The sequence below is a fragment of the Streptomyces sp. A2-16 genome, assembly GCF_018128905.1.
Classification (GTDB): Bacteria; Actinomycetota; Actinomycetes; order Streptomycetales; family Streptomycetaceae; genus Streptomyces.
Genome location: NZ_CP063808.1, coordinates 3,667,999 through 3,691,464, shown reverse-complemented (window position 1 = coordinate 3,691,464; position 23,466 = coordinate 3,667,999). Strand labels below are relative to the sequence as shown.

Annotated in this window: 23 protein-coding genes and 1 pseudogene; 8 read left to right on the top strand and 16 right to left on the bottom strand. The window is 70.7% G+C overall.

Annotated elements, in window-relative coordinates:
* From fabG to IOD14_RS16580, 7 genes are all read right to left on the bottom strand, one after another.
* On the bottom strand, positions 1–786 hold the full coding sequence (fabG, locus tag IOD14_RS16610) for a 3-oxoacyl-ACP reductase FabG (protein ID WP_212670636.1): 786 nt from the start codon (positions 784–786) through the stop codon (positions 1–3).
* A 95-nt stretch (positions 787–881) separates the two neighbouring features.
* Entirely contained in the window at positions 882–1,139 is a 258-nt protein-coding gene (locus tag IOD14_RS16605; RefSeq protein WP_123993693.1) for an acyl carrier protein, read from the bottom strand.
* Positions 1,140–1,233: 94 nt separating this feature from the next.
* Positions 1,234–2,448, bottom strand: coding sequence for a ketosynthase chain-length factor (locus tag IOD14_RS16600; RefSeq protein WP_212670635.1), 1,215 nt, complete (start codon positions 2,446–2,448; stop codon positions 1,234–1,236).
* A complete protein-coding gene (locus tag IOD14_RS16595; RefSeq protein WP_212670634.1) occupies positions 2,445–3,716 on the bottom strand; it encodes a beta-ketoacyl-[acyl-carrier-protein] synthase family protein in 1,272 nt (423 codons plus the stop codon). The genes IOD14_RS16600 and IOD14_RS16595 overlap by 4 nt, the downstream gene beginning before the upstream one ends.
* Positions 3,713–4,042 (bottom strand): TcmI family type II polyketide cyclase, encoded by a 330-nt coding sequence (locus tag IOD14_RS16590; protein ID WP_123993696.1) that lies wholly within the window; start codon positions 4,040–4,042, stop codon positions 3,713–3,715. The genes IOD14_RS16595 and IOD14_RS16590 overlap by 4 nt, the downstream gene beginning before the upstream one ends.
* 79 nt (positions 4,043–4,121) lie before the next feature.
* On the bottom strand, positions 4,122–5,591 hold the full coding sequence (locus IOD14_RS16585) for an FAD-dependent monooxygenase (protein ID WP_123993697.1): 1,470 nt from the start codon (positions 5,589–5,591) through the stop codon (positions 4,122–4,124).
* Between the two features lie 207 nt (positions 5,592–5,798).
* Positions 5,799–7,571, bottom strand: a complete 1,773-nt coding sequence (locus IOD14_RS16580) for a biotin carboxylase N-terminal domain-containing protein (protein ID WP_212669793.1) — start codon at positions 7,569–7,571, stop codon at positions 5,799–5,801.
* A 367-nt stretch (positions 7,572–7,938) separates the two neighbouring features.
* On the opposite strand from IOD14_RS16580, the gene IOD14_RS16575 reads away from it, so the two are divergent.
* Positions 7,939–8,712 carry a response regulator transcription factor gene (locus IOD14_RS16575; protein ID WP_212670633.1) on the top strand — a complete coding sequence of 258 codons (774 nt, stop codon included), beginning with the start codon at positions 7,939–7,941 and terminating at the stop codon, positions 8,710–8,712.
* 63 nt (positions 8,713–8,775) lie between these two features.
* Positions 8,776–10,041, top strand: coding sequence for an MFS transporter (locus IOD14_RS16570; RefSeq protein WP_212670632.1), 1,266 nt, complete (start codon positions 8,776–8,778; stop codon positions 10,039–10,041).
* On the opposite strand, the gene IOD14_RS16565 is transcribed toward IOD14_RS16570, so the two are convergent.
* Positions 10,027–10,995 (bottom strand): zinc-binding dehydrogenase, encoded by a 969-nt coding sequence (locus IOD14_RS16565; RefSeq protein ID WP_123994854.1) that lies wholly within the window; start codon positions 10,993–10,995, stop codon positions 10,027–10,029. The genes IOD14_RS16570 and IOD14_RS16565 overlap by 15 nt on opposite strands.
* A 90-nt stretch (positions 10,996–11,085) precedes the next feature.
* On the opposite strand from IOD14_RS16565, the gene IOD14_RS16560 reads away from it, so the two are divergent.
* A complete protein-coding gene (locus tag IOD14_RS16560; RefSeq protein ID WP_123993700.1) occupies positions 11,086–11,553 on the top strand; it encodes a MerR family transcriptional regulator in 468 nt (155 codons plus the stop codon).
* Here the strand turns inward: IOD14_RS16560 and IOD14_RS16555 are convergent.
* Both IOD14_RS16555 and IOD14_RS16550 read right to left on the bottom strand, forming a co-directional pair.
* A pseudogene (locus IOD14_RS16555) lies at positions 11,550–11,702 on the bottom strand (DNA helicase); the annotation flags it as partial. The gene IOD14_RS16560 and the pseudogene IOD14_RS16555 sit on opposite strands and share 4 nt — an antisense overlap.
* 673 nt (positions 11,703–12,375) lie before the next feature.
* Positions 12,376–13,341, bottom strand: a complete 966-nt coding sequence (locus IOD14_RS16550; RefSeq protein WP_123993701.1) for a pirin family protein — start codon at positions 13,339–13,341, stop codon at positions 12,376–12,378.
* Positions 13,342–13,478: 137 nt separating this feature from the next.
* Here IOD14_RS16550 and IOD14_RS16545 point away from each other — a divergent pair, with 137 nt between their 5' ends.
* The 3 genes from IOD14_RS16545 to IOD14_RS16535 are packed head-to-tail and all read left to right on the top strand — an operon-like array spanning position 13,479 to position 14,841.
* The gene (locus IOD14_RS16545; protein ID WP_212670630.1) at positions 13,479–13,997 is read left to right on the top strand and encodes a MarR family transcriptional regulator; all 519 of its coding nucleotides are present in this window, start codon (positions 13,479–13,481) and stop codon (positions 13,995–13,997) included.
* Entirely contained in the window at positions 13,994–14,443 is a 450-nt protein-coding gene (locus tag IOD14_RS16540) for a winged helix DNA-binding protein (protein ID WP_212670629.1), read from the top strand. Before IOD14_RS16545 ends, IOD14_RS16540 begins: the two co-directional genes overlap by 4 nt.
* 56 nt (positions 14,444–14,499) lie before the next feature.
* Entirely contained in the window at positions 14,500–14,841 is a 342-nt protein-coding gene (locus tag IOD14_RS16535; RefSeq protein WP_212670628.1) for a tetratricopeptide repeat protein, read from the top strand.
* A 55-nt stretch (positions 14,842–14,896) separates the two neighbouring features.
* On the opposite strand, the gene IOD14_RS16530 is transcribed toward IOD14_RS16535, so the two are convergent.
* On the bottom strand, positions 14,897–16,288 hold the full coding sequence (locus IOD14_RS16530; protein WP_212670627.1) for a PepSY-associated TM helix domain-containing protein: 1,392 nt from the start codon (positions 16,286–16,288) through the stop codon (positions 14,897–14,899).
* A 121-nt stretch (positions 16,289–16,409) separates the two neighbouring features.
* Here IOD14_RS16530 and IOD14_RS16525 point away from each other — a divergent pair, with 121 nt between their 5' ends.
* A complete protein-coding gene (locus IOD14_RS16525; protein ID WP_212670626.1) occupies positions 16,410–17,054 on the top strand; it encodes a peptide deformylase in 645 nt (214 codons plus the stop codon).
* On the opposite strand, the gene IOD14_RS16520 is transcribed toward IOD14_RS16525, so the two are convergent.
* Complete coding sequence (locus IOD14_RS16520) at positions 17,051–18,490, bottom strand: NAD(P)/FAD-dependent oxidoreductase (RefSeq protein ID WP_123993707.1); 1,440 nt, start codon at positions 18,488–18,490, stop codon at positions 17,051–17,053. The two genes, IOD14_RS16525 and IOD14_RS16520, sit on opposite strands and share 4 nt — an antisense overlap.
* A 144-nt stretch (positions 18,491–18,634) precedes the next feature.
* On the opposite strand from IOD14_RS16520, the gene trxA reads away from it, so the two are divergent.
* Positions 18,635–19,021 (top strand): thioredoxin, encoded by a 387-nt coding sequence (gene trxA, locus IOD14_RS16515; RefSeq protein ID WP_123993708.1) that lies wholly within the window; start codon positions 18,635–18,637, stop codon positions 19,019–19,021.
* 3 nt (positions 19,022–19,024) lie between these two features.
* On the opposite strand, the gene IOD14_RS16510 is transcribed toward trxA, so the two are convergent.
* The 4 genes from IOD14_RS16510 to IOD14_RS16495 are packed head-to-tail and all read right to left on the bottom strand — an operon-like array spanning position 19,025 to position 23,454.
* Positions 19,025–20,461, bottom strand: coding sequence for a benzaldehyde dehydrogenase (locus IOD14_RS16510; protein WP_123993709.1), 1,437 nt, complete (start codon positions 20,459–20,461; stop codon positions 19,025–19,027).
* A gap of 30 nt (positions 20,462–20,491) precedes the next feature.
* On the bottom strand, positions 20,492–21,670 hold the full coding sequence (locus tag IOD14_RS16505) for a 4-hydroxybenzoate 3-monooxygenase (protein WP_212670625.1): 1,179 nt from the start codon (positions 21,668–21,670) through the stop codon (positions 20,492–20,494).
* 16 nt (positions 21,671–21,686) lie between these two features.
* Positions 21,687–22,727: a LacI family DNA-binding transcriptional regulator gene (locus IOD14_RS16500; protein WP_123993711.1), complete on the bottom strand. Its 1,041-nt coding sequence runs from the start codon at positions 22,725–22,727 to the stop codon at positions 21,687–21,689.
* Between the two features lie 46 nt (positions 22,728–22,773).
* On the bottom strand, positions 22,774–23,454 hold the full coding sequence (locus IOD14_RS16495; protein WP_174269376.1) for a TetR/AcrR family transcriptional regulator: 681 nt from the start codon (positions 23,452–23,454) through the stop codon (positions 22,774–22,776).
* Between the last annotated feature and the right edge of the window lie 12 nt (positions 23,455–23,466).

Sequence of the window (23,466 nt, the reverse complement as noted above, 5' to 3'; positions counted from 1 at the left end):
TCAGAAGTTGCCCAGGCCGCCGCAGACGTTGAGCGCCTGGGACGTGATGGAGGCGGCCGTGTCGGAGGCCAGGTAAGCGACCAGTCCGGCGACCTCCTCGGGGGTGGAGTAGCGGCCGAGCGGGATCTTCGCCTGGAACTTGTCGAGGATCGCCTCCTCGGTGGTGTCGTAGGCGGACGCGTAGCCCTGCCGCACCCGTTGCGCCATCGGCGTCTCGACATAGCCGGGGCAGACGGCGTTGACCGTGATGCCGGTCGGCGCGAGTTCGTTGCCGAGCGCCTTGGTGAAGCCGACCACGCCGTGCTTGGACGCCGAGTACGGGGCGCCGAGCACCACGCCCTGCTTGCCCGCGGTGGAGGCGATGTTGACGATGCGTCCCCACTCCCTGCCGCGCATGCCACCGGTGTTCAGGACTTCACGGGTCATCCGGAAGACGCTGTTGAGGTTGGTGTCGACGACGTCGTCCCACAGTTCGTCGTCGATGTCGGCGGTGACGCCGCCGCCACTGCGGCCCGCGTTGTTGACCAGGATGTCCACCGGACCCCAGCGGTCGACGGCGGCCTGGACGAACGTGCGGACTTCGGCGCCGGAGCGCACGTCCAGCGTGCTGCCCTCGACGGTGTGGCCCTGCTCGCGCAGCTGCTTGACGGTGGTGGCGACGTTCTCCGCGTTGCGGGCGCCGAGATACACCCGGGCCCCCTGGGCGGCCAGGGCCTTGGCGACGGCCAGGCCGATGCCGCTGGTGGCTCCGGTGACGAGGGCGACTCGTTGGTCCTGCTGAGGCATGGCTTCTCCCCGGTGTCGGGTTCGGTGGAGCGTGCCGGGCACACGCGGCCGACGGTTCGGCGCGGTCGTGGCGGGCACGGGAGGGACGATCGCGGTCAGGCGGCCGTCGCGGCGAGCTGCGTGGTGACGACGTCCAGCAGCTGCCGCGGGGTGGTGGCGTCGGCGAGCGCCGACTCGTCCAGCGTGATGCCGTACTCGCGCTCGATGCGGCTGCCGGTCTCCAGCAGGGCCAGCGATTCGTAGCCCAACGCGTCGAAGGTGAGATCGAGTATGTCGCCGTCGAGGTCGACGCTCTCGTCCGCGCCGGCGCTTTCCAGCAGGATCCGCTTCAGATCGTCCAGGGTGAACTGCACGGCAGGTGACTCCGTTTCGGTTTCTCGGGTGGCCGCCCGGGCGCTTCCAGGCGGATGGAACGTTTCTGTGTCAGCGGGTGGAACGCCGCGTGTGTCAGTCGGCCGCTCGGACGACCAGCGCCGAGTTGAAGCCGCCCTGACCGCGTGCGATCACCAGGGCGGTGCGCACCTCGGCGGGGCGCGGAGCTCCCGTCACCAGGTCCAGCTGGTAGTCGGCGGCCGGTTCGACGTTGATCGTGGGCGGTATCCGGCCCTCGGCGATGGCCAGGACAGCCATCGCGAGGTCCAGGGGGGCCGCTCCGGAGTACAGCCGTCCGGTCATCGTCTTGGGAGCGGTGACGGGCACGCCCCGCGGGCCGAAGACAGCGGTGATCGCCTCGGCCTCGGCTCGGTCCTCCTCGGGCAGCGCCGCCGCGTCCGCGAAGACCACATCGATGTCACGGGGCACGGCACCGGCGTCGGCCAGAGCCAGTTCGACGGCCCGGCGAAGCCCGCGCTCGCGGCCGCTGTCCGGCCTGGGGTCGAAGGTGGCTCCGTAGCCGGAGACCGCTCCGTACAGCCGTGCCCCGCGCCGCCGAGCCGCTACGGCGTCCTCGACGACGAGGATGGCCCCGCCCTCGCCGGCCACATGACCGTGCGCCGCGGCGTCGAACGGCAGGTATGCGCGCCCGGGGTCGTCGCTGCCGCTCAGCCGCCCGCCGGCCAGCTGCGCCACCCATCCCCACGGGCAGACCGAGGCGTCGATGCTGCCGGAGACGATCAGCGGGGTACCCCGACGGATCTGCCGCCGGGCCTGCGCGACGGCGTCCAGGCCGCCGGCCTGGTCGCTGACCACCACCCCACTGGGCCCCTTCATCCCGTTGCGGATGGAGATCTGCCCGCTGTTGACGGCGTAGAACCAGGCGAACGACTGGTAGGCGCTGACATGCTGGCTGCCTTTGCTCCACAGCTTCTGCAGCTCGTTCTGCCCGAACTCGAAGCCGCCCGACGAACTGGCCGTGACCACGCCCATGTCGTACTCGGGCAGGTCCTCGGGCCGCACCCCGGCGTCCGCCAGGGCCCAGTCCGCGGCCACCAGGGCGAGCCTGGTCATCCGGTCCGTCTGTGGCAGCAGCCGGCTCGGCAGATACTCCTCGGCGGCGAAGCCCGGCACCTGGCCGGCGAGCCGCGCCGGATAACCCGACGGGTCGAACCGGCTGATACGGCCGATCCCGCTCTCGCCCCTGAGCATCGCCGACCAGCACTGCTCGGTACCCAGCCCGTTGGGCGAGGCGACGCCCAGCCCTGTGATCACCGCCTGCCCGGTCATGCGACCCTCCTGCCGGGACGGGTGAGGACCATCGCGCTCTGGAACCCGCCGAAGCCGCTGCCGACGGTCAGTACCGCGTCCGTGAGCTGGTCGCGGGCGGTCAGCGGAACGTAGTCCAGGTCGCACTCGGGGTCGGCGGTGTGCAGGTTCGCCGTGGGCGGCACCAGGTTGTGCTCCATGGCCAGGGCCGAGGCAGCGATCTCGATCGAGCCGATCGCGCCCAGCGAGTGACCGATCATCGACTTGATGGAGCTGACCGGGGTCCTATAGGCGTGTTCGCCCAGGGTCCGCTTGAAGGCGGCCGTCTCGTGCCGGTCGTTCTGCTTGGTGCCCGAACCATGGGCGTTGATGTAGTCGATGTCCTCGGCGTTGGCTTTCGCCTCGTCGAGGGCCACCCGGATGGCCTCGGCCATCTCGGCCCCGTCCGGCCTCAGCCCGGTCATGTGGAAAGCGTTGCAGCGCGAGGCGTAACCGGCGATCTCGGCGTAGATGTGCGCGTCCCGCCGCCGGGCGCTCCCGAGCTCCTCCAGGACGAACACCGCGGCGCCTTCGCCCAGTACGAAGCCGTTCCGTGTTCCGTCGAAGGGGCGGGAGGCGTGCTCGGGATCGTCGTTGCGCGGGGTGGTGGCCTTGATCGCGTCGAAGCAGGCCATGGTGATGGGAGAGATCGGCGCGTCCGTCGCCCCGGCGATCATGATGTCGGCGGAGCCCTCCCGGAGCAGTTCCACCGCGTGACCCACCGAGTCCAGACCGGAGGTGCATCCGGTGGAGACCACCGCGCTCGGCCCCTCGGCACCCACCGTCCAGGCCACCTCCGCCGCGAACGAGCTGGGAACGAAGTGGTCGTAGAGGTGGGGTACGGCGTACTCGTGGTCGACGAGATCGAGGCGTCCGCCGTCGCTCACCACCCGGTACTCCTGGTCCAGCCCCATGGTCGCGCCCACCGCGCTGCCGATGGTGACACCGGTCCGGTGCGGGTTCTGCTCCTGCAGTTCCAGGCCGCTGTCCGCCACCGCCTCGCGCGCGGCCACCACGGCCAGCTGAGCCGCCCGGTCCATCCGGCGTGTCTCCTGCGGGCTCAGACCGTGCGCCTCGGCGTCGAAGTCGATCTCCGCCGCGACCCTGGAGCGGAACTGGGACGGGTCGAAGAAGCTGATGCCCCGGGTCGCCGTACGTCCCTCGCTGATCAGGTTCCAGAAGTCCTTCACACCGATACCCCCCGGTGCGACCACACCGATGCCGGTGATGACCACTCGACGGCCCGTCATTCCGACGCCTCCCACCGGTAGAAGCGCGTCGCCATGGCGTCGGCGGGCGAGCGCCAGGTGGCCGGGTCGTAGGCCTGGATGTGGGGCTTGAGGTCCTCGCTGATCCGAACGAAGCGCGGGTCCAGCTTGGCGTCCTCGATGCGCTCACCTCCGTCGTCGGAGACGAAGTCCTGGAGATGGAAGTAGAGGCCGCGGTATGAGAACAACTGACGACGACGGGTGCCCATCAGATGCGGCATCTCCGTCTCGTCGAACGCCCCGAAGACACGGGCGACGTCGCCGGCGGCCTCGGGGGCCATCCGGGCCACGATCAGTGTGCTGTGCATGTGCTTGTCTCCTCACGACCAGTGGGATGTTGTCGAAGGGGGGTGCTGTCGAAGGGTCGGACGACGCGGTGTCCGTCGGTCACCGGGCGGGGCCGAACCAGCGCTCCAGCGCCATCGGCAGATCGGCGTGGCTGCCGGGCGCGGCCCAGGCGACGTATCCGTCGGGGCGCACCAGGACGGCGGAACTGCCGACCAGGCGCTGTGCCGCGGCCGTCCCAGCGGGCACCGCGGTCACGAGGTCCACCCGGTCCCGCCAGCCGGCCACCCGGCGGCGTAGCACGGCGTTGTCCGCCAGGTCCAGCAGCACACCCCGCCCGGCGTGCAGCGCGCGCGTGCTGTCGGTCGAGATCCCGTCGCTCACCAGATCCACCTGCGGCATACGCCGTCCGAGCAGGGGACTGACGCCGCCTCCGACGTCATACCGGATCTCCAGTCCGCTGACCATGCCGGCCAGATGACGGCTCACCTCCGGATAGCGGATGAGTTCCGTCATGACATCCCGCAGAGGCTGCATCTCAGGCCCGCTCAGGAACAGCAGGCCCTGCGCCTGAGTGTTCATCAGCAGCCGTTCGCCGACCGGGTGGCGCTCGCCGTGGTAGGTGTCCAGCAGGCTCTCCGGCGCCCGGCCCCGGACCACGGCGGCCAGCTTCCAGCCCAGGTTGACCGCGTCCTGAATGCTGGTGTTCATCCCCTGCCCGCCGGCCGGGAGGTGGATGTGCGCGGCGTCGCCCGCGAGCAGGATCCGGCTACGCCGGTACTCGGTGACCTGACGGGTCGCGTCGCCGAAGGAGCTCACCCACACCGGTTCTCCGTGGGAGATGTCATCGCCGGTCAGCCTCTTCCAGGCGGCGGCGACTTCGTCGTACTCCGGCGGAGTCGTCCGCCGCTGCGGCGGAGCGCCCCGCTCGCAGACGATCAGCCGGGTGATCCCGCCCGGCAGCGGGCCGACCATGATCATGCCCCCGGGCAGCGTCTCCCCGATCATCCGGGGCGCGAGGTCGAGGCCCTTGACGTCGGCGAGGAACATCTCCATCGTCGCCGCCGTGCCCGGGAAGTCGAAACCGGCGGCCTTGCGCACCAGGCTGCGCCCACCGTCACATCCCACCAGGTACTCGGCGGTCAGCCGCTGCGAGCCCGACGGCCCGCGCACCTCCACCGCGACCCCTTGCCCCTCGTCCCGCACCGCAGTGACCTCGTGGCCGCGCCGGATGTCGGCGCCGAGACCCGTGGCCCACTCCTCCAGTACCGTCTCGGTGTGCGACTGGGGCACGGTCTTGGCCGCCTGGTGGGCACCGTCCAGCAGGCCGAAGTCGACCGGCAGGCCACCGAAATGACCCTGCTCGCTGATCTCGATCTCGCCGAACCGGGGCAGCAGCCCGCGCTGGTCGAAGACCTCCATGGTCCGCGCGGTGAAGCCCAGGCCGCGGGACTCACCCGTGCGCTGATCGAGACGCTCCAGGACGACGACGTCGACACCGGCCAGGCGCAGCTCTCCGGCCAGCATCATGCCCGCCGGCCCTGCGCCCACGACTATCACTTCGGCGTCCATGTGCCTCTCCTTGGTCATATTCCCGCTCCGTCGGAGAGAATTATCCGACGAGGTCCCCTCGATATACCCGAAGGGATATTCCCATTTCCAGTCGCGCATTCTCCGTTGGCTTTTAATATCATCCGCCAGCCTTTTCTGGGGGTCAACATCCTCATTTACAGATGACTGTGATGATGTGTCCAAGAATGCAAAGTGCGGCCGCCCAAATCAGTCTTTGATCTCGCAGATCGCCGCGCCCGAGGTGATCGACGCCCCGACCTCCGCGGACAGGCCCTTGACGGTGCCGGTCTTGTGCGCGTTGAGGGGCTGCTCCATCTTCATCGCTTCGAGGACGACGATGAGGTCGCCCTCCTTGACCTCCTGGCCCTCCTCGACGGCGATCTTGACGATCGTGCCCTGCATCGGGGAGGCGAGGGTGTCGCCGGAGGCCACCGGGCCGGACTTCTTGGCCGCCCGGCGCTTGGGCTTGGCACCCGCCGCGAGGCCGGTACGGGCCAGGGACATGCCCAGGGAGGAGGGGAGGGAGACCTCCAGGCGCTTGCCGCCGACCTCGACGACGATCGTCTCGCGGTCCGCGTCGTCCTCGGCCTCGGTGTCGGCCGGAGCCGCGAAGGGCTTGATCTCGTTGACGAACTCGGTCTCGATCCAGCGGGTGTGGACCGTGAACGGGTCGGCGGAGCCGGTCAGTTCGGGGGCGAACGCCGGGTCGGTGACCACCTTGCGGTGGAACGGGATGGCGGTGGCCATGCCCTCGACCTGGAACTCCTCCAGGGCGCGGGCGGCACGCTGCAGGGCCTGCTCGCGGGTGGCGCCGGTGACGATCAGCTTGGCCAGCAGGGAGTCCCAGGCGGGGCCGATCACGCTGCCGGACTCCACGCCCGCGTCCAGGCGGACACCGGGACCGGAGGGCGCGTCGAAGCGGGTGACCGTGCCGGGGGCGGGCAGGAAGCCGCGGCCCGGGTCCTCGCCGTTGATACGGAACTCGAAGGAGTGGCCGCGCAGCTCGGGATCGCCGTAGCCCAGTTCCTCGCCGTCGGCGATACGGAACATCTCGCGCACCAGGTCGATGCCGGCGACCTCCTCGGTGACCGGGTGCTCCACCTGGAGGCGGGTGTTGACCTCGAGGAAGGAGATGGTGCCGTCCTGGCCGACGAGGAACTCGCAGGTACCGGCGCCCTCGTAGGAGGCCTCCTTGAGGATGGCCTTGGACGCGCGGTACAGCTCGGCGACCTGCTCGTCGGAGAGGAAGGGCGCGGGGGCCTCCTCGACCAGCTTCTGGTGGCGGCGCTGCAGCGAGCAGTCACGGGTGGAGACGACGACCACGTTGCCGTGCTTGTCGGCCAGGCACTGGGTCTCCACGTGCCGGGGGCGGTCGAGGTAGCGCTCGACGAAGCACTCGCCGCGGCCGAAGGCGGCCACCGCCTCACGCACCGCGGAGTCGTAGAGCTCGGGGACCTCTTCGAGGGTGCGGGCGACCTTCAGACCGCGCCCGCCACCGCCGAAGGCGGCCTTGATGGCGATCGGCAGTCCGTGCTCCCGGGCGAAGGCCACGACCTCGTCGGCACCGGAGACCGGGTCGGGGGTGCCGGCCACGAGGGGGGCGCCGGCGCGCTGCGCGATGTGCCGGGCGGCGACCTTGTCACCGAGGTCGCGGATGGCCTGCGGCGGCGGGCCGATCCAGATCAGACCCGCGTCCAGGACCGCCTGCGCGAAGTCGGCGTTCTCGGACAGGAAGCCGTAGCCGGGGTGGATGGCGTCCGCGCCCGACTCACGCGCGGCGCCCAGGACCTTCTCGATGTCCAGGTAGCTGGTGGCCGGGGTGTCACCGCCCAGGGCGAACGCCTCATCCGCGGCGCGGACATGCAGAGCGTCCCGGTCCGGGTCGGCGTACACGGCCACGCTCGCGATACCGGCATCCCGGCAGGCCCGGGCAACGCGGACAGCGATTTCGCCACGGTTGGCGATGAGCACCTTGCGCAGCATGAGGCACATTCCTCCAGGAAGAGCAGGTGAGAGGCTCCATGACCGGGACGTGGACGTGGCTCCGTGGTGGAGCACACCGCCCGAAAGTCACGCCGCGCAGAATGAGCAAAACCGAAGCTCGGGTGCGCGAATTTCAGGGATGCCAGGCTCGAAATCCAGCCTGGCGATCCTGATGCTTCACCGGGCATTCCTTTCCCGTCAAGGCTGGTGAAGAAGGCTGCAAGGGTTTGTCAGGTGAGTGAAAAGTCCGTGGCGCTATCGGAAGCCGCATGTCAGGATCGTGTTGTTTCAAATCAGCCTGATCGGCCCATGGGCCCGAGTACTGAACCGATGTTTTACGGTGCTGATGACGGGGGAACGGAGCATGCGCATACTTCTCGCCGACGGTGATACCAGCCTGGCCGAATGCGTGACCCGCGGCCTACGACGACTGGGGCACGAGGTCCAGCACGTGGCGACGGGGAACGAGGTGTTGCGGACGCATCAACAGGCCGACGTCGTCCTCCTCGACCTCATGATTCCCGGCCTGAACGGCTTGCAGCTGTGCCGGGAAATCCGGGCCGCCTGTGAGGTGCCCGTCCTGGCCCTCAGCAGCGATCGCACTGAGGCCACCAGAGTGCTGGCCCTGCGCGCGGGGGCCGACGACTGCCTCGACAAGCCGTACGGGTTCCGGGAACTCGTCGCCCGTGTCGAAGCGGTGGTGCGCCGTTCCCGTACCGCGCGGTCGAACGCGTCGCTCCCGCTGTACGGGGATCAGCTGCACATCGACGCCCTCCTGCGGGAAGCCCGCGTGGGCGACCGTTCGCTCGGCCTGACCGAGAAGGAGTTCGATCTGCTCCAGCTGCTGGTGGCGCGTGCCGATGCCGTCGTCTCCCGCGAGGAGATCATGGCGAAGGTCTGGGGCGACACCTGGAACAAGCGGAGCCGTACCGTGGACACCCATGTCAGCAGCCTGCGCCGGAAGTTGGGGCGCGAGGGACGGATCACCACCGTCCGTGGCGTGGGCTTCAGGCTGGCACTCCGCCGTCGGCCGTCCCCCGCCGCAGCCCTGGAGCAGCCCCCCGTACCTCCCGACGGCCGCCGCGCCAGGCGCTCGCACACCACCGGACCGCTGGCGAGGGTTCGCCGAACCGCCTGACGGCACGACCGTCGGGTCCCCACCGGTCGACCGGACACAGACGTGAAGGGTGACCACCAGTCCATGCGCAGCGCGCTCGCCCACACCTTCCGCTCCCTGTCCCTGCGCAACTTCAGGCTCTTCGCCGCCGGACAGATCGTGTCCGTGACGGGCACATGGATGATGGTCACCGCTCAGGACTGGCTGGTCCTCTCCCTGACCGGCGACTCGGGCGCGGCCCTGGGCCTCGTGACCGCGCTGCAGTTCACGCCCGTTCTGCTGCTCACGCTGTACGGGGGACGGCTCGCCGACCGGTACGACAAGCGCGCCCTGCTGGTCGGAGCCAATCTCGTGTCCGGTGTGCTGGCCTTGCTGCTGGCTCTGCTGGTGCTCACCGGCACCGTCCGGTTGGCGCACCTCTACGTAGCTGCCCTGGGCCTCGGCCTGGTGAACGCGGTCGAGATCCCCACTCGAATGTCGTTCGTCAGCGAGTTGGTGGGCTCGGACCTGTTGCCCAACGCCTCGGCGCTCAGCACCGCGTATTTCAGCACGGCCCGTGTGGTGGGGCCCGCCGGCGCCGGAGCGCTCGTCGCCTGGCTCGGCGCCGGATGGGTGATGCTGTTCAACGGGTTCAGCTATCTGGCGGCGGTGGCCGGTCTGCTCATGATGAGGCCGGGCGAACTCCATCGCGGCCCGGTACGCACTGGAGGCTCCGGGGTCGTCGATGGCCTGCGGTACGTCGCGTCCCGTCGGGATCTGACCCTGCCCCTGGCGCTGGTGGCGGTGGTTGGGCTGTTCGGCCTGAACTTCCAGGTCACGCTCCCGCTGATCGCCAGGACCGTATTCGACGCCGACGCCACCTCCTTCGGGCTGCTGACCACGGCCTTCGCCGCGGGCTCGCTCCTGGCGGCGCTCGTCACCACGGCCCGTACCGGTCGGCCCCCCAGCACCCTGGTGACCGGATCCGCGCTCGTGTTCGGAGCGCTGGAGGTGGCCGCCGGCTGGGCCCCCACGTTCGCGGCAGCGATGGTGTCACTGTTCCTCACGGGCCTGGCGTCCACCTATTTCGCCCAGGCCGCCAACCACCGCATCCAGCTCGGCACGCGTGCGGACCAGCGCGGTCGGGTGATGGCGCTGTACACGCTGATCCTGCAGGGAACCACTCCTGTGGGCTCGTTGCTCGTGGGCGGGATCTCCGGAGTGCTGGGTGCCCGTTCGGGTCTGTGGCTCGGTGGACTGGTGTCCGCGGCGGCAGGGGCGGTGGCGATGGCGGCCGACCGCCGACGTGCCGACGGGGATCCGCCCCGGGACAACGCTCCCGCTGCGGCTGACGTGTCAGACAAGCAGTAGGGACTTGCCGACGGTGGTGCGCTCAGCGAGGGAGGTGTGGGCGTCCCTCGCCCGCTCCAACGGGTAGGTCGCGCCGATGACCGGGCGGATCCGCCTCTGAGCGGCCAACACGAGTGCCTCCGTGAGGAGTTCTCGCAGGGTGGTCTTGTCGGGTGGCCCGGCCTCCAGCATGTTGGTCACCGGCACCTTTCGTTGTTCGGCTGCTCGCGGACCGACCCGGGTGACCTTCCCGCTGGAAGTGCCGTAGGTGAGGAACCGGCCGCCCTCTGCCACCGCTTCGAAGGCCGCTTCGCCGAGGTCTCCTCCGGCACCGTCGAAGGCGAGCTCGACGCCCGCGCCGCCCACCGCTTCGCGAACCCGGTGCTGCCAGCCTCTCTCCGAGTAGTCGACCGCGATCTCCGCACCCAGTTCGCGGGCCAGCGCGAGTTTGCGCGCGCCCCGGGCCGCCGCGACGACTCGCGCGCCGGCGTCACGCACCAACTGGACCAGCAGTGAGCCCGCTCCTCCGGCCGCGGCCGTGACCAGCACCCACTGCCCTTCGCCGATGTTCGCCTGCCGGGCGAGGCGCAGGGCGGTGACTCCGTCATGGAGTACGGCGGCTGCCTCGGCGGAACCCAGTGCTTCGGGAACCTGGACGATCTCCTCCACGGCAACGGCGATCCGCTCGGCATAGCCGCCTGCGGTCCGTGCGGCGACATGGCGGCCGGTCCACGCGGGATCCACACCCTCTCCCACAGACAGGACGTGTCCCACTCCGCCTCCGCCGGGCACATAGGGGAGCTGGAGAGGGAAGAGGTCCTTCCCCCAGCCGCTGCGCAGCAGCGTGTCGAGATAGATGACGTCGGCCACGGCCAGCCCGACCACGACCTGCCCCGGACCGGCGACCGGACCGGGAACCTCCGCGGGAACCAGTACCTCGGGCCCGCCGAACTCTCGCACCTGGATCGCACGCATCACGACCACGTTCCTCTCCACCGCGCCTCGTCGGACACCTGTAAGGTAGAAGTTCAACAAATGTTGAAGTCAAGTCGCGGGAGGTAAGCGATGACCGGCCCCGGCGTCACCGGTTCCAGGACCGAGCCGACCCTGACCGTGAGCGGCCTGGCCCAGGCCAGCGGCGTCGCCGCCTCGGCGGTGCGCTTCTACGACAACCACGGGCTGATCCCGAGCGTGCGGACCACTGGCAACCAGCGGCGCTTCTACGAGATCGACAGCTGCCTGGTGAAGATCATCCGCGTGGCACAACGCGTCGGACTCTCGGTGGCCGAGATTCGCGACCTGCTCGCCGACCTACCCGACCGTCCCGACATCACCATCGAGGACTGGTACCACCTGAGGCACCGCCTGGAAGACGAGGTCCGGATCCGCATCGAGGCCCTCACATCGGTGCTCGACGACCTCACCACCGAGGACCAGCTGTGCGACGTACCGCCCCTTGCGGAGCACGAACGGCGGCCGAAGGACCTCCCGGTCGCGCAGAAACCACCCCAGATCACTCTCCTCAGTAGCTAGGCAGTGGCTGCCACGCCTCCCATCAGCGGGCTGGGTTCGCCGTGCCGGACGATGGTGAGCGCGTCCCTGGCCCGTGTCGCGGCGACGAAGAGCAGTGATCGGGCCCGCTTGCGCTCCGCCTGGTACCGGACCGGGTCGGTGCGGCGCAATGCCAAGCTCAGTGACCGATCCGAGGCATGGGTTCGGCACCCTCCCACCAGGCCACGGGCCCGACGACCTTCCGGGGCGACTTCAACGGGCTGAACAGCCGTCCCTTGCACTGGGAGATCCACCTACCGTGCGACCGAGCAGCAAGAGTCGGACCATTCGCGGACCAGGAGGCGGCTCCCCGTTTCCTTCGAGGGTGGCTTCGCAGGTCAGCGGCCGATCGAGCTTGCACCACCAGAAGACCAAGAATCTGCTGATGCCACGGTGTTCGAGGTACAAGCGGGCACCAAGCAGGGGCGAGTTCAGGCGATCACGGTTCACGCACCCTGTACACATCCAACAATCGCGATCCAGAGTCACCCCGCAACCGCGACCGATCCTTCCAGCTGACGCCCGGAGAGACGCGCCATTCTCCTCGCGCGAGAGGACGACCCACCGGGCGCGCCGACACCAGATCCCGCGGACGAACCTCAGCGAGTGACTGACGCGCCGTCAGGAAGGTCAGCAAGCGGACTGCCACACCTGCCCACACATGACCGCATCTTGGAATCAACGATCCGCCCATGCGAGGCTCTCGGATCCCTCCCATCACTCAACCTGCTCCATCAATCGGGCCCCGGAAGTGCAATATCCCGTTCTCTACCTCCAGCAGCCTTCTCGGCGCATCTGAGCAGGTCAGCGCACCCTCCCCCGCGGCTTCAACCCCACCGGCGGCAGCTCCGGAGCAGGCAGCGGCGCCCCGTCGTACCCCTTCACCTCTCCGAACCGCGACCCGGTCATCCAGTCCTGCCGCGCCTGCTCGATCTCCTCCTGGGACCGCCCGATCCAGTTCCAGAACATGACCAGTTCCTCCTCGAACGGCTCGCCGCCCAGGAGCATCAGGCCCGCGTCCGACTCGGCGCGCAGCGGGAGTTCGGTGCGGCCGCAGCCGAGGTAGAGCATCGAGCCGGGCAGCACCTGCACCCCGTCCACACGGGCCTCGCCGGACATGGACAGGACGGCGTACTCGAAGTCCGGTTCCAGCGGCAGGCGTACGTCCGTGCCCCCGGTGAGGGCCAGGTCGGCGCCGACGATGGGGGTGTACGCCGTTCCGGGTGAGCGGGCGCCGTCGAGGTCGCCCAGGATGAGGGTGGCCGTCAGGCCGGGGGCCGTGACCCGGGGCAGCTCGGTGTGGTGCTCGAAGTGCGGGTCGGTGTGGCGGTGCCCGTCCGGGAGGGCGACCCAGAGCTGGGCGCCGTGCAGGTACCGGGCGTGGGACTTCGGGCTCTCCTCGGAGTGGCTGATCGCGCGGCCGGAGGTCATCAGGCCCAGCTCGCGGGGGCGGATGGTCTGGAGGCTGCCGGTGGAGTCGCGGTGCAGGACCTCGCCCTGGTGCAGCCAGCTCACCGTCTGCAGGCCCATGTGCGGGTGCGGGGGCACCTGCATACCCGGCTCGTCGGCGATGTCGTCGGGGCCGTAGTGATCGACGAAGCACCAGGCGCCGACCATGCGACGGCCCAGGTTCGGCAGCAGCCGGCGCACTTCGCTGGACTCGCCCAGCTTCACCCGGCGGGGGCTGAGGAGTTCGCGCACCGGTTCCGCCACCACGAAGCCGCGGCCGCCGCACAGTGCGGGGGTCGCCTGGCGATCAAGATTGCTCATGCCGCCCAACCTAGCCCCGTCGGGCGTTTCCCGTCAGGTTGTCCTTCGGCGCCCGAACCGGGCTACGGCGCACACGCACTCGGGGGGCCTGGGCAAAATAGTAGCCATGTACATAGTAGCCATGTACTGTATCGAGCATGAGTACGGCTTCCGAGGGCGCGACGCCCGGCTTCCTGGTCTGGCGACTGTCGATGAAGTGGCGGGTCGCGGTCGACCGCGCGATGGCACCGCTCGGCCTGACGCACGCCCAGTACTCCCTGGTGGCCTCGCTGTACGGCATGCAGCGCGGCGGCGAACGCCCCAGTCAGCGACGCCTCGCCGACCACACCGGCCTCGAGCCGCTCTACGTCTCCAAGCTGGCGCGCTCCCTGGAGTCCGCCGGGCTCCTGGAGCGCGCCCGCGACCCGCGCGACCCGCGCGCGGTGCAACTGGCGCTCACGGAGGAGGGCCTCGAGCGGACGCGGCGGGCCATCGAGGTCGTCCACGGGCTCCTGGAACAACTGCTGGCACCGCTAGGCGGCCTGGACAGCGCCCGCACACGGGAGTTCAGGCGCGAGCTGACCACCCTGCTCGACGCACCTCTCGACGTATCCGTCGACCCGCCTCTCGACGCACCTCTCGACCCGACCGACGAGAACCCCAAGGAGCAGCCATGACCACCACCGCCCCTCCCGTCCTCAACCCCCGTGTCATAGCCCTGGCCCACTACGCGGCCCGCGCGCTCCTCGAGAGCGTCCTGGCGCGTCACGGCATGACCTTCCACCAGTCCGTCACCCTGCGGGTGGTCGCCGTGGGCGACGGGGCGACCGAGACGAAGAACCTGGTCGACGGCGTCGTCGGCTCACTCAAGATCGACGCGGCGGAGGCGCGCTCCGTGGTCGACGAGCTGATCGCCGCGGGACTGCTGGCCCCCGACGGGCCGTCCCTGGTGCGGATCACGGACGCCGGACGGCAGCTGTTCGAGACGACGTCCGCCGAGACCGCCCCCTTCACCGCCCGGGTCTACGCCGGCATCCCCGCGGAGGATCTGGCGGTGGCCGGACGCGTGCTGAGCCTCATCACCGAGCGGGCCGACGCGGAGCTCGCCGCCCTGAAGAAGTAGTGGAATATTCAATCACCAGGTCCTGTTGTCGGCACCGAAGCCGAAGGAGGGCACAGGTGGAGACCACGTACTACGACCACGGAACCCCGGCGGAGCGCTGGGAGCGCGCGCGGATGTTCTTCGACGCCAAGGAGTACGACACGGCGGCGCGGGTCCTGGACGGGCTGGTCGAGGAGGTTCCGGAGCAGACGGGACCGCGGCTGCTGCTGGCGCGCGCCTACTACCACTCGGCCCAACTGCGGCGCGCAGAGAGCGAGTTGCGGGTGATCGTCGAGCGCGACCCGGTGGAGCAGTACGCCCGGCTGATGCTCGGTCGCACGCTTCAGCGCCAGGGCCGTCACACCGAGGCCGAGCTGCACCTGCGTCTCGCCTCGGCTCTGGCGGGCGACTTCGAGTGACCCCGGAGAGCGCGTGGGGCCCGGTTCCGCACGGGAACCGGGCCCCACGTGTGTCTCAGACCGCCGCGCTCTTCTTTTCCCGGCGGTGCGCGATCTCGCCCAGGATCACGTCGGCGACGATGAAGCCGGCCAGCGGAATGCCGAGCAGGGGCACGAAATAGCCCAGGACGGCGACGACCACCACGCCCGGCACCAGGATCTGCGGCGGGACCTGCTGCCAGGCGCCGCGCCGGATCGGCCGGCCGAAGGCGGAACCGCGGCCGCGCTGCCACCACATGCGGTAGCCCCACACGATCAGCAGGACCAGGGACAGCGCGAGGAGCATCAGGGCGACCTGGTTGACCAGCCCGAACAGGACGCCGGTGTGCAGGTCGATGCCCCAGCGGGTCAGCTTGGCGAGCAGCGGGTAGTCCGCGAACCGCAGCGTGTCGGTGACCTCGCCGCTCGTCGGATCGACGGCGACGGAGTCCTGCTTCTCGGGCCAGCTGCGCTGCACCTGCCGTACGACATAGGTGGACGACTCGTCGGCGGGCGGCACGATCTCGACGGGGTCGCCGAGTCCTTCGGCGCGGGCGGCGGCCAGCACCTTGTCGAGGCCGACACCGTGCTCGGCGTCCCCGGCGGAGGCGGACGCCCCGTGGCCGGAGTGGTCGCCCGCCGCAGCGGAGACCGAGGGCGTGGACTGGCCCAGCGAGGTGCGCAGTTCGTCGATGTTGGCGCCGGCGTACGTCGACCAGGTCAGTCCGGTCGCCGACAGGAAGAAGAACCCGGCGGCCGCCCAGACGCCCACGCTGCCGTGGAGTCCCAGGGTGCGGCGGCGCCCGCTGGTGCCGCGGACCTTGCGCAGGGCGCGGCGCCGGGAGAACCACAGCACGATGCCGCCGCCCGCGATCACCCACAGCCAGCTCGCGGCGAATTCGCTGTAGAGGCGGCCGGTCTCCCCGAGGTGCAGATTGCGGTGGAGCTCGCTGATCCAGGTGCGCAGCGGGAGCGCTCCGCTGGAGCCGTACTGCTCCAGCGCGCCCTCGACCTTGCCGGTGTACGGGTCGACGAACACGGCGAGGGTGTGGGTCGGGTCGACTCCCTCGACGCCGGACAGCATGACCCTGGTCGTCGCGTCGTCCGCGGGGGAAGGACGTACGGCCGAGACGGTCCCCTCGGGGTGGGCCTTGCGCGCGGCGGCGACCTGCTCGGAGATGGGCAGTTTGCTGTCGCCGACGGCGGAGACCGTCATCTCGTCGCGGTAGGCGATCTTCTCGGCCTGGAAGGAGCCGGCGTACAGGAAGCCGGTGACGGCGGCCACCAGCAGGAAGGGCGCGACCAGCACACCGGCGTAGAAGTGCAGTCGCAGGACGAGCGGCCGCAGCGGAGCCCATCTGCTGGGCACCGGCGTCGGAGCGGCCGCTTGCGGGGCCTCGTCCGTGGTCGTCGAGGGGGCGATGGACATCGGCGGCTTCTCCGAGGGCTGGGGACGGTGGCGGTCCAGTAGTCGGGGAGCGGACGCGCCGAGTTCCCGCCACTTCCAGTGACCTGCGTCACACGCGAGGTTCTCGTGGCATCCTGGCGCGATGGCAACTCCGAGTCACCGCAGGCCCCTTGCCGAACTGGTCGAGGAACTCCTCACCACGGACGGCCCGCTCCCGATCGTCGCGGCCGGCGATCCGGTGCTGCGGCAAGGCATCGAGCATTACGACGGCCACCTGGACGCCGCCCTCTTCTCCCGCTTCGTCGAGGCCCTCCGCATCACGATGCACACGGCGCCCGGCGTCGGGCTCGCCGCCCCTCAGGTCGGGGTCCCCTTGCGGATCGCGGTGATCGAGGACCCCGCGCCGGTACCGGAGGAGGTGCGCCTGGCGCGCGGACGCGTCCCGCAGCCGTTCCGGGTCCTGGTCAATCCGTCGTACGAGGCGGTCGGCACCGAGCGGGCCGCGTTCTTCGAGGGCTGTCTGAGCGTGCCGGGCTGGCAGGCCGTGGTGGCACGGCCCGCCACGGTCCTGCTGACCTGCGAGGACGAGCACGGCCGCCCCGTCGACGAGGTGTTCACCGGCTGGCCCGCGCGGATCGTGCAGCACGAGACGGACCACCTGGACGGCCTGCTCTACCTCGACCGGGCCGAGCTGCGCTCGCTCTCCTCCAACGAGGCGATGGCCGAGCGCTGGACGCAGCCGACGCCGGAGCGGGCGGCCGCGTCCCTCGGCTTCGAGCTGCCCTAGTTGTCCCGGTAGGCCTCGAGGAGGCGCAGCCACACCTCGCTGATCGTCGGGTACGCCGGGACCGCGTGCCACAGCCTGCTGATCGGGACCTGGCCCGCGACCGCGATCGTCGCGGAGTGGATGAGTTCGCCGACACCGGGTCCGACGAAGGTGACCCCGAGGAGGATCTCGCGTTCCAGGTCGACGACCATGCGGGCCCGTCCTCGGTAGCCGTCGGCGTAGAGGCCGGCGCCGGACACCGAGGCGAGGTCGTAGTCGACCGCGCGGACGCGGTGGCCCGCCTGTTCGGCCTCGGCCAGGGAGAGGCCCACGGAGGCCGCCTCCGGGTCGGTGAAGACGACCTGGGGCACGGCGTCGTGGTCGGCGGTCGCGGCATGGGCGCCCCACGGGTCCGCCTGGACAGGGGTCCCGGAGGCGCGGGCGGCGATGGCGGCGCCGGCGATGCGGGCCTGGTACTTGCCCTGGTGGGTGAGGAGCGCGCGGTGGTTGACGTCGCCGACCGCGTAGAGCCAGTCGCTGCCGGTGACGCGCAGGCTGTCGTCGACCTCCAGCCAGCTGCCGGGCTCCCGGCCGATCGTGTCGAGGCCGATGTCGTCGGTGTGCGGGGCGCGTCCGGTGGCGAAGAGGATCTCGTCGGCCTCGATGCGGTCACCGGTGCCGGTGACGACCACGACCGTGCCGTTCTCGCGGGTGACGGACTCGACCGAGGTGCCGGTGCGGACGGTCACGCCCGCCTCGGTGAGCGCCTCGGCGACCAGTTCGCCCGCGAACGGCTCCATACGGTTGAGCAGGCCCTTTCCGCGTACGAGCAGGGTCACCTGCGAGCCGAGGGCCTGCCAGGCCGTGGCCATCTCCGTGGCGACCACTCCCCCGCCGACCACGACGAGCCGGCCTGGCGCGGCCTTGGCGCTGGTGGCCTCGCGGCTGGTCCAGGGCCTGACCTCGTCGAGGCCCGGCAGATTCGGCAGCACGGCACGGGTGCCGGTGCAGACGGCCACGGCGTGCCGGGCGGTCAGCACCTTCTGTGTGCCGTCGGGGGCGGTCACCGTGACCGTGCGCTCCCCGCTGAGACGGCCGTGGCCGCGGTGGATCTCGGCGCCGATGCTCTCCAGCCAGCCGACCTGGCCGTCGTCCTTCCAGTCCGAGGCCCAGTAGTCCCGGCGTGCGAGGACCGCGGCCGCGTCGAGGGGTCCCTGCACCGCGGCGCTCAGGCCGGGCAGGCGGCGCGCGTCCGCCTGGGCGATCACCGGCCGCAGCAGGGCCTTGCTGGGCATACAGGCCCAGTAGGAACACTCTCCGCCGATCAGCTCGCTCTCCACGACCGCGGTGGAGAGGCCGGCCGCGCGGGTGCGGTCGGCCACGTTCTCCCCCACGGGCCCGGCACCGAGCACCACTACGTCGTAGGTACTGGAGGCGATGTTTTCCGTTTCCGTCATGGGCCCAGTCTGGTGGGTGGTGTGCGCTCGGGCCAGCAGGGGTACGCGCGCCGGATACCGAGTGGTGGCAGCTGTGGAATACCCGGCCGGGCGGCCGTGTTGTGCCGACGGCTTCGCTCCGAGACCAGGAAGAGGGATCACGTCATGAGCAGCACCGTGGAGCTCACCAAGGAGAACTTCGACCAGATGGTCACGGACAACGAGTTCGTCCTGATCGACTTCTGGGCGTCCTGGTGCGGTCCTTGCCGCCAGTTCGCGCCGGTCTACGAGAAGGCCGCCGAGGACAACCCCGACCTGGTCTTCGGCAAGGTGGACACCGAGGCGCAGCCGGAGCTGGCCGCCGCCTTCGGTATCCAGTCGATCCCGACGCTGATGATCGTCCGCGACCAGGTCGCGGTGTTCGCCCAGCCGGGCGCGCTGCCCGAGTCGGCCCTGACGGACGTCATCGGGCAGGCCCGCAAGCTGGACATGGACGAGGTCAAGAAGGCCGTGGCCGAGCAGCAGGCCCAGGCCGAGCAGAACGGCGAGTGATCCCTAGAAGGGGTAGGTCGCCACGTCCGCGCGTACCGTCGTCCAGCGCACGTCGGTGAAGGCCTCCACATTGGCCTCGCCGCCGAAGCGGGCGCCGGTGCCGGACGCGGCGATGCCGCCGAAGGGCGCGACCGCCTCGTCGTTCACGGTCTGGTCGTTGATGTGCACGATGCCGGTCGGGATGCGCTCCGCCAGGTCGAGGCCGCGGGCCGCGTCCCCGGTGACGATGCCGAGCGAGAGGCCGTAGGGCCCCGCGGCGGCCAGCGCGGCCGCCTCGTCGGCGGTGCTGAAGGACCGTACGGGCGCGACGGGCCCGAAGACCTCCTCCGCGTAGGCGGGCGTGCTGTCGTCGAGGCCCGCGAGCACGGTCGGGCGGTAGAAGAGCTTCTCGTGGGTGCCGCCGGCGGCCAGCTTGGCACCCTGGGCGGTGCTGGCCTCGACCAGGCCGCGCACCTTGGCGAGCTGGTTGTCGTCGATGATCGGGCCGAGGTGGACCTGCTCCCGGTTGGGGTCGCCGACGGCGAGGGAGTCGGCCTTGGCGGCCAGACGCTCGACGTACTCCGCGTACAGCGACTCGTGGACCAGGTGACGCCCGGTCGTCATGCAGATCTGGCCCTGGTGGAAGAACGATCCCCAGGCGGCCGTGGAGATGACGGCCTCGATGTCGGCGTCCTCCAGGACGATCAGCGCGGAGTTGCCGCCGAGCTCCAGGTGGGCGCGCTTGAGGTGGCGGCCGGCCGCCTCTCCCACCGCGCGGCCGGCCGCGGTCGACCCGGTGAAGGAGATGACAGGGACGCGCGGGTCGGCGACCAGGGCCTGGCCGACGTCCGGGCCGCCGGGCAGGACGTGGAACAGGCCCTCGGGCAGCCCGGCCTCGGCGAAGACCGCGGCGAGCGAGAGTCCGCCGCAGACCGCGGTGCGCGGGTCCGGCTTGAGGATCACCGCGTTGCCGAGGGCGAGGGCCGGGGCGACGGAGCGGATCGACAGGATCAGCGGGGCGTTGAAGGGCGAGATCACGCCGACGACGCCGACCGGGACCCGGCGGGTGTACGACAGCCTCGGCGCCTCGCTGGGCAGGACCTGGCCCGCGGGGCGGGAGGCGAGGGCGGCGGCCTCGTAGCACTCCTGGGCGGCGACGTGCAGTTCGAAGTCGGCCTTGCCGGGGATGGAACCGGACTCGCGCACGATCCATCCGCGCAGTTCGTCGGCGTGGGCGGCGAACAGGTCGCCGGCCTTGCGCAGCACCCCGGCCCGGACGAAGTGCGGAAGCCGGGCCCACTCGGCCTGGGCGGCGCGGGCGGTCTCGGCGGAGCGCTCGACGTCCTCGGCGCCGGCGAGGGTGACGGTGGCGAGCGTGTCGCCGGTGGCGGGTTCGGTGACCGCGTACTCAGGTCCCGACAGGGGGTGGGGCTGCCAGCTCTTGGGGTCGAGCAACGACATGACGGCTCTCCGTTCGATCACCGGTGGGACTCACACGGGGAGCGGTAGTCCCGTGTAGTTCGCGGCCAGTTCGGCGGCCGCATGGCGGGATGCGGTGATGCGGCGCAGCCGTGCGAGCTGCAGCCCGTTCTCGAACGCATCCCCGTTTGGTTGAGCGTGCAACATCCTAGTCATGTCGTACGAGAATCGCGTGGCCTGCCACACACGGGACAGACACAACCGCGAATATCTGTCGATCAGTTGTGTCGATCCTGTGCGGTGCAGTTCGGTCAGGGCCCGGGCGAGGACGGATACGTCCGACACGGCGAGATTGAGCCCCTTGGCCCCGGTCGGCGGCACGATGTGCGCGGCGTCCCCGGCGAGCAGGAGACGGCCGTGGCGCATCGGCTCGTGGACGTAACTGCGCATCGGCGTCACCGACTTGGCGGTGACGGGGCCGCGCTCCAGTGTCCAGTCGGCGTCGATCGCGAACCGGGCGGCGAGCTCGTCCCAGATCCGCTCGTCGGGCCAGTCGTCGGCGTCGGTGCCGTTGGGGACCTGGAGGTAGAGCCGGGAGACGGCGGACGAGCGCATGCTGTGCAGGGCGAAGCCCCGCTCACCGCGTGCGTAGATCAGCTCCTCGCAGGACGGCGCGACGTCGGCGAGGATCCCCAGCCAGGAGTACGGGTAGTCGTGCTCGTAGGTCCGACTCGTCGCCGCCGGGAAGGCCTCGCGGGAGATGCCGTGGAAGCCGTCGCAGCCGGCGATCCAGTCGCAGGTCAGCGTCTGCTCGCGGCCCTCGTGCAGGAACCGCACGACGGGGGCGTCGCTCTCCGGCTTCTCGATCGCGAGGGCCTCCGCCTCGAACAACAGCGGTGGACCGTCGACGAGTTGGAGGGCGACGAGGTCCTTCACGATCTCGGTCTGGGCGTAGATGGTGACCGTGCGGCCGCCGGTGAGGACGGGGAAGTCGAGGTGGTGCCGCTCCCCCGCGAACCGCAGCTCGATGCCTTGGTGGACCAGCCCCTCCGCCTCCAGGCGAGCGGCGGCACCGCACGCGCGCAGGGCGTCGACGGTGCCCTGTTCCAGCATGCCCGCGCGCTGGCGGTGCTCGACGTACTCCCGTGTCCTGCTCTCCAGGACGACGCAGTCGATGCCGGCGCGGTGCAGCAGGCGGGCGAGGAGCAGTCCGGCGGGGCCGCCGCCGATGATCCCGACCGTGGTGCGCATGGCAGGCCTCCCTGCGTCAGCTGGAGTCGCGCTGTACCACTGTGGCACCCAGCACCGTGTGCGTCTCGGTCGCCGCACCCGGTTCGCGCACCGCGCGGTCGACCAGCTCGGCGAGAGCACGGCCGGACGGGAGCTCGATGTGGACTGTGCTCAGCCGGGGCCGCAGCAGCCGGCCCAGCAGCAGGTCGTCGGCGCCGATCACCGCCGTGTCCTCCGGGACGCGCACGCCCTCGTCCTGGAGGGCACGCATCAACAGCATCGCGTACTCGTCGTTGTACGCGAACACGGCGTCGAGGCCGAGGTCCGGCCAGCGCACCGCGAGCTTGGCCGCGGCCTGCTCCTCGTAGGCGAGGGGCAGCTCGGTCAGCGTGGCGTCCGTGCCGTGCAGGGCCCGGCGCACCCCTGCCAGACGGGGCAGCGAGAACGCGTGCAGACCGGGCTCCTCTGGCACCACGACGCCGATGCGGCGCCGGCCGCGGGCGTACAGGTGGGTGGCGGCACTGTGGCCGACGCCCGTGTGGTCCATGAGCAGGGCGTGGGCCCCCTCGACCGCCTCGGGACCGAGGGTGACGACCGCCCGGGCACCGGAGCGCCGGAGCAGGGCCACGCCCTGCGGGCCGAGTCCCGCACCGGGCACCAGGACGGCGACGGGGCGCAGCTCGGCCCAGGCGCGGGCGGCCTCGTCGCCCTGGAGGCCGACGCTGCCGTACTGCACGACGGTGTAGTCCAACCGGCCCAGGGCCCACTGGAGTTCGCTGATGAACTGGCTGTAGAGCGGGCCGACCGGGATGGACGGGGCGGGCATCAGGACCATCCTGCTGTGGCCGGCGCGCAGGCTGCGGGCGGCCGCGTGCGGGACGTACCCGAGTTCCTTGGCGGCCTCGTGGACGCGGCGGCGCGTGGGCTCGCTGATCCGGACGGCGCTGGTGTTGTTGAGGACGTAGGAGACGGTCGCACGCGAGACGCCGGCCACGCGGGCCACATCGGCGCTCGTGGGAACCGCGCGCGTGACGGGGGACGCGGACGTGTTCTGTATCTGCACCATGACGATCGTCATCTTTGCAGAACCTGTGACGGTCCCCACATGCGGGTTGCGCTTTCGGCTAGCGCACCGGATCCGTGCCGGTCACCCGGGCGACGAGGTCGCTCCAGCCGGTTTCGAGGCGCTCCAGCGGCATTCCGCACTGCCGGGTGAGGTGATGGATGAGGGCGGGATCGAGGTAGGCCATCAGCGTCTGGGCCAGGAGTTCGCAGTCGGCGCGCGGGAGTATCTGCCGCAGCAGCATCGTGGTGTGCATGTGCAGCGCCCGGGTCGACGGGTGGGAGTGGCGGCGGGTCGGCTCCGCCTGCGCGGCCAGCAGCAGGTCCAGCTGTTCGGCCGAGCGGTACAGCATCGCCACCCCGAGCGCCCGCAGCCGGTCCACCGGAGGGGCTCCGGGACCCAGGGGCGGCGGGCCGCCGAGGAAGTCCGCCTGGAGCTGGTGCGCGGAGTGGTCGAGGAGCGCCATGAGCAGTCCGGTGCGGTCGCCGAAGCGGCGGAAGACGGTGCCCTTGCCGACGCCTGCGGCCGTGGCCACCGCCTCCATGGTGACTCCCGCCACACCGTGTTCCGCGATCAGCCGCGTCGCGGCCTCCAGAAGCCGGGCGCGGTTGCGGGCCGCGTCGGCACGCAGGCACGGCTCGTCCGGGGCGGAACCGACCTCGAGGAGCTGGGGCTTGTCGAAGGGCTCCTGGGACTTCGGGAACGGCGGCAGGGTCGCGGACATGACGCCAGCGTAAAGCATCGGGAAGAAAAC

What these genes read in the sequence shown, in the direction of transcription:
- trxA (WP_123993708.1), top strand. Translation starts at nt 18,635, where the DNA reads ATGAGCAGCACCGTGGAGCTCACCAAGGAGAACTTCGACCAGATGGTC.
- IOD14_RS16600 (WP_212670635.1), bottom strand. Translation starts at nt 2,448, where the DNA reads ATGACCGGGCAGGCGGTGATCACAGGGCTGGGCGTCGCCTCGCCCAAC.
- IOD14_RS16525 (WP_212670626.1), top strand. Translation starts at nt 16,410, where the DNA reads ATGGCAACTCCGAGTCACCGCAGGCCCCTTGCCGAACTGGTCGAGGAA.
- IOD14_RS16510 (WP_123993709.1), bottom strand. Translation starts at nt 20,461, where the DNA reads ATGTCGTTGCTCGACCCCAAGAGCTGGCAGCCCCACCCCCTGTCGGGA.
- fabG (WP_212670636.1), bottom strand. Translation starts at nt 786, where the DNA reads ATGCCTCAGCAGGACCAACGAGTCGCCCTCGTCACCGGAGCCACCAGC.
- IOD14_RS16495 (WP_174269376.1), bottom strand. Translation starts at nt 23,454, where the DNA reads ATGCTTTACGCTGGCGTCATGTCCGCGACCCTGCCGCCGTTCCCGAAG.
- IOD14_RS16530 (WP_212670627.1), bottom strand. Translation starts at nt 16,288, where the DNA reads ATGTCCATCGCCCCCTCGACGACCACGGACGAGGCCCCGCAAGCGGCC.
- IOD14_RS16540 (WP_212670629.1), top strand. Translation starts at nt 13,994, where the DNA reads ATGACCACCACCGCCCCTCCCGTCCTCAACCCCCGTGTCATAGCCCTG.
- IOD14_RS16590 (WP_123993696.1), bottom strand. Translation starts at nt 4,042, where the DNA reads ATGCACAGCACACTGATCGTGGCCCGGATGGCCCCCGAGGCCGCCGGC.
- IOD14_RS16550 (WP_123993701.1), bottom strand. Translation starts at nt 13,341, where the DNA reads ATGAGCAATCTTGATCGCCAGGCGACCCCCGCACTGTGCGGCGGCCGC.
- IOD14_RS16505 (WP_212670625.1), bottom strand. Translation starts at nt 21,670, where the DNA reads ATGCGCACCACGGTCGGGATCATCGGCGGCGGCCCCGCCGGACTGCTC.
- IOD14_RS16595 (WP_212670634.1), bottom strand. Translation starts at nt 3,716, where the DNA reads ATGACGGGCCGTCGAGTGGTCATCACCGGCATCGGTGTGGTCGCACCG.
- IOD14_RS16570 (WP_212670632.1), top strand. Translation starts at nt 8,776, where the DNA reads ATGCGCAGCGCGCTCGCCCACACCTTCCGCTCCCTGTCCCTGCGCAAC.
- IOD14_RS16545 (WP_212670630.1), top strand. Translation starts at nt 13,479, where the DNA reads ATGAGTACGGCTTCCGAGGGCGCGACGCCCGGCTTCCTGGTCTGGCGA.
- IOD14_RS16565 (WP_123994854.1), bottom strand. Translation starts at nt 10,995, where the DNA reads ATGCGTGCGATCCAGGTGCGAGAGTTCGGCGGGCCCGAGGTACTGGTT.
- IOD14_RS16560 (WP_123993700.1), top strand. Translation starts at nt 11,086, where the DNA reads ATGACCGGCCCCGGCGTCACCGGTTCCAGGACCGAGCCGACCCTGACC.
- IOD14_RS16575 (WP_212670633.1), top strand. Translation starts at nt 7,939, where the DNA reads ATGCGCATACTTCTCGCCGACGGTGATACCAGCCTGGCCGAATGCGTG.
- IOD14_RS16520 (WP_123993707.1), bottom strand. Translation starts at nt 18,490, where the DNA reads ATGACGGAAACGGAAAACATCGCCTCCAGTACCTACGACGTAGTGGTG.
- IOD14_RS16500 (WP_123993711.1), bottom strand. Translation starts at nt 22,727, where the DNA reads ATGACGATCGTCATGGTGCAGATACAGAACACGTCCGCGTCCCCCGTC.
- IOD14_RS16585 (WP_123993697.1), bottom strand. Translation starts at nt 5,591, where the DNA reads ATGGACGCCGAAGTGATAGTCGTGGGCGCAGGGCCGGCGGGCATGATG.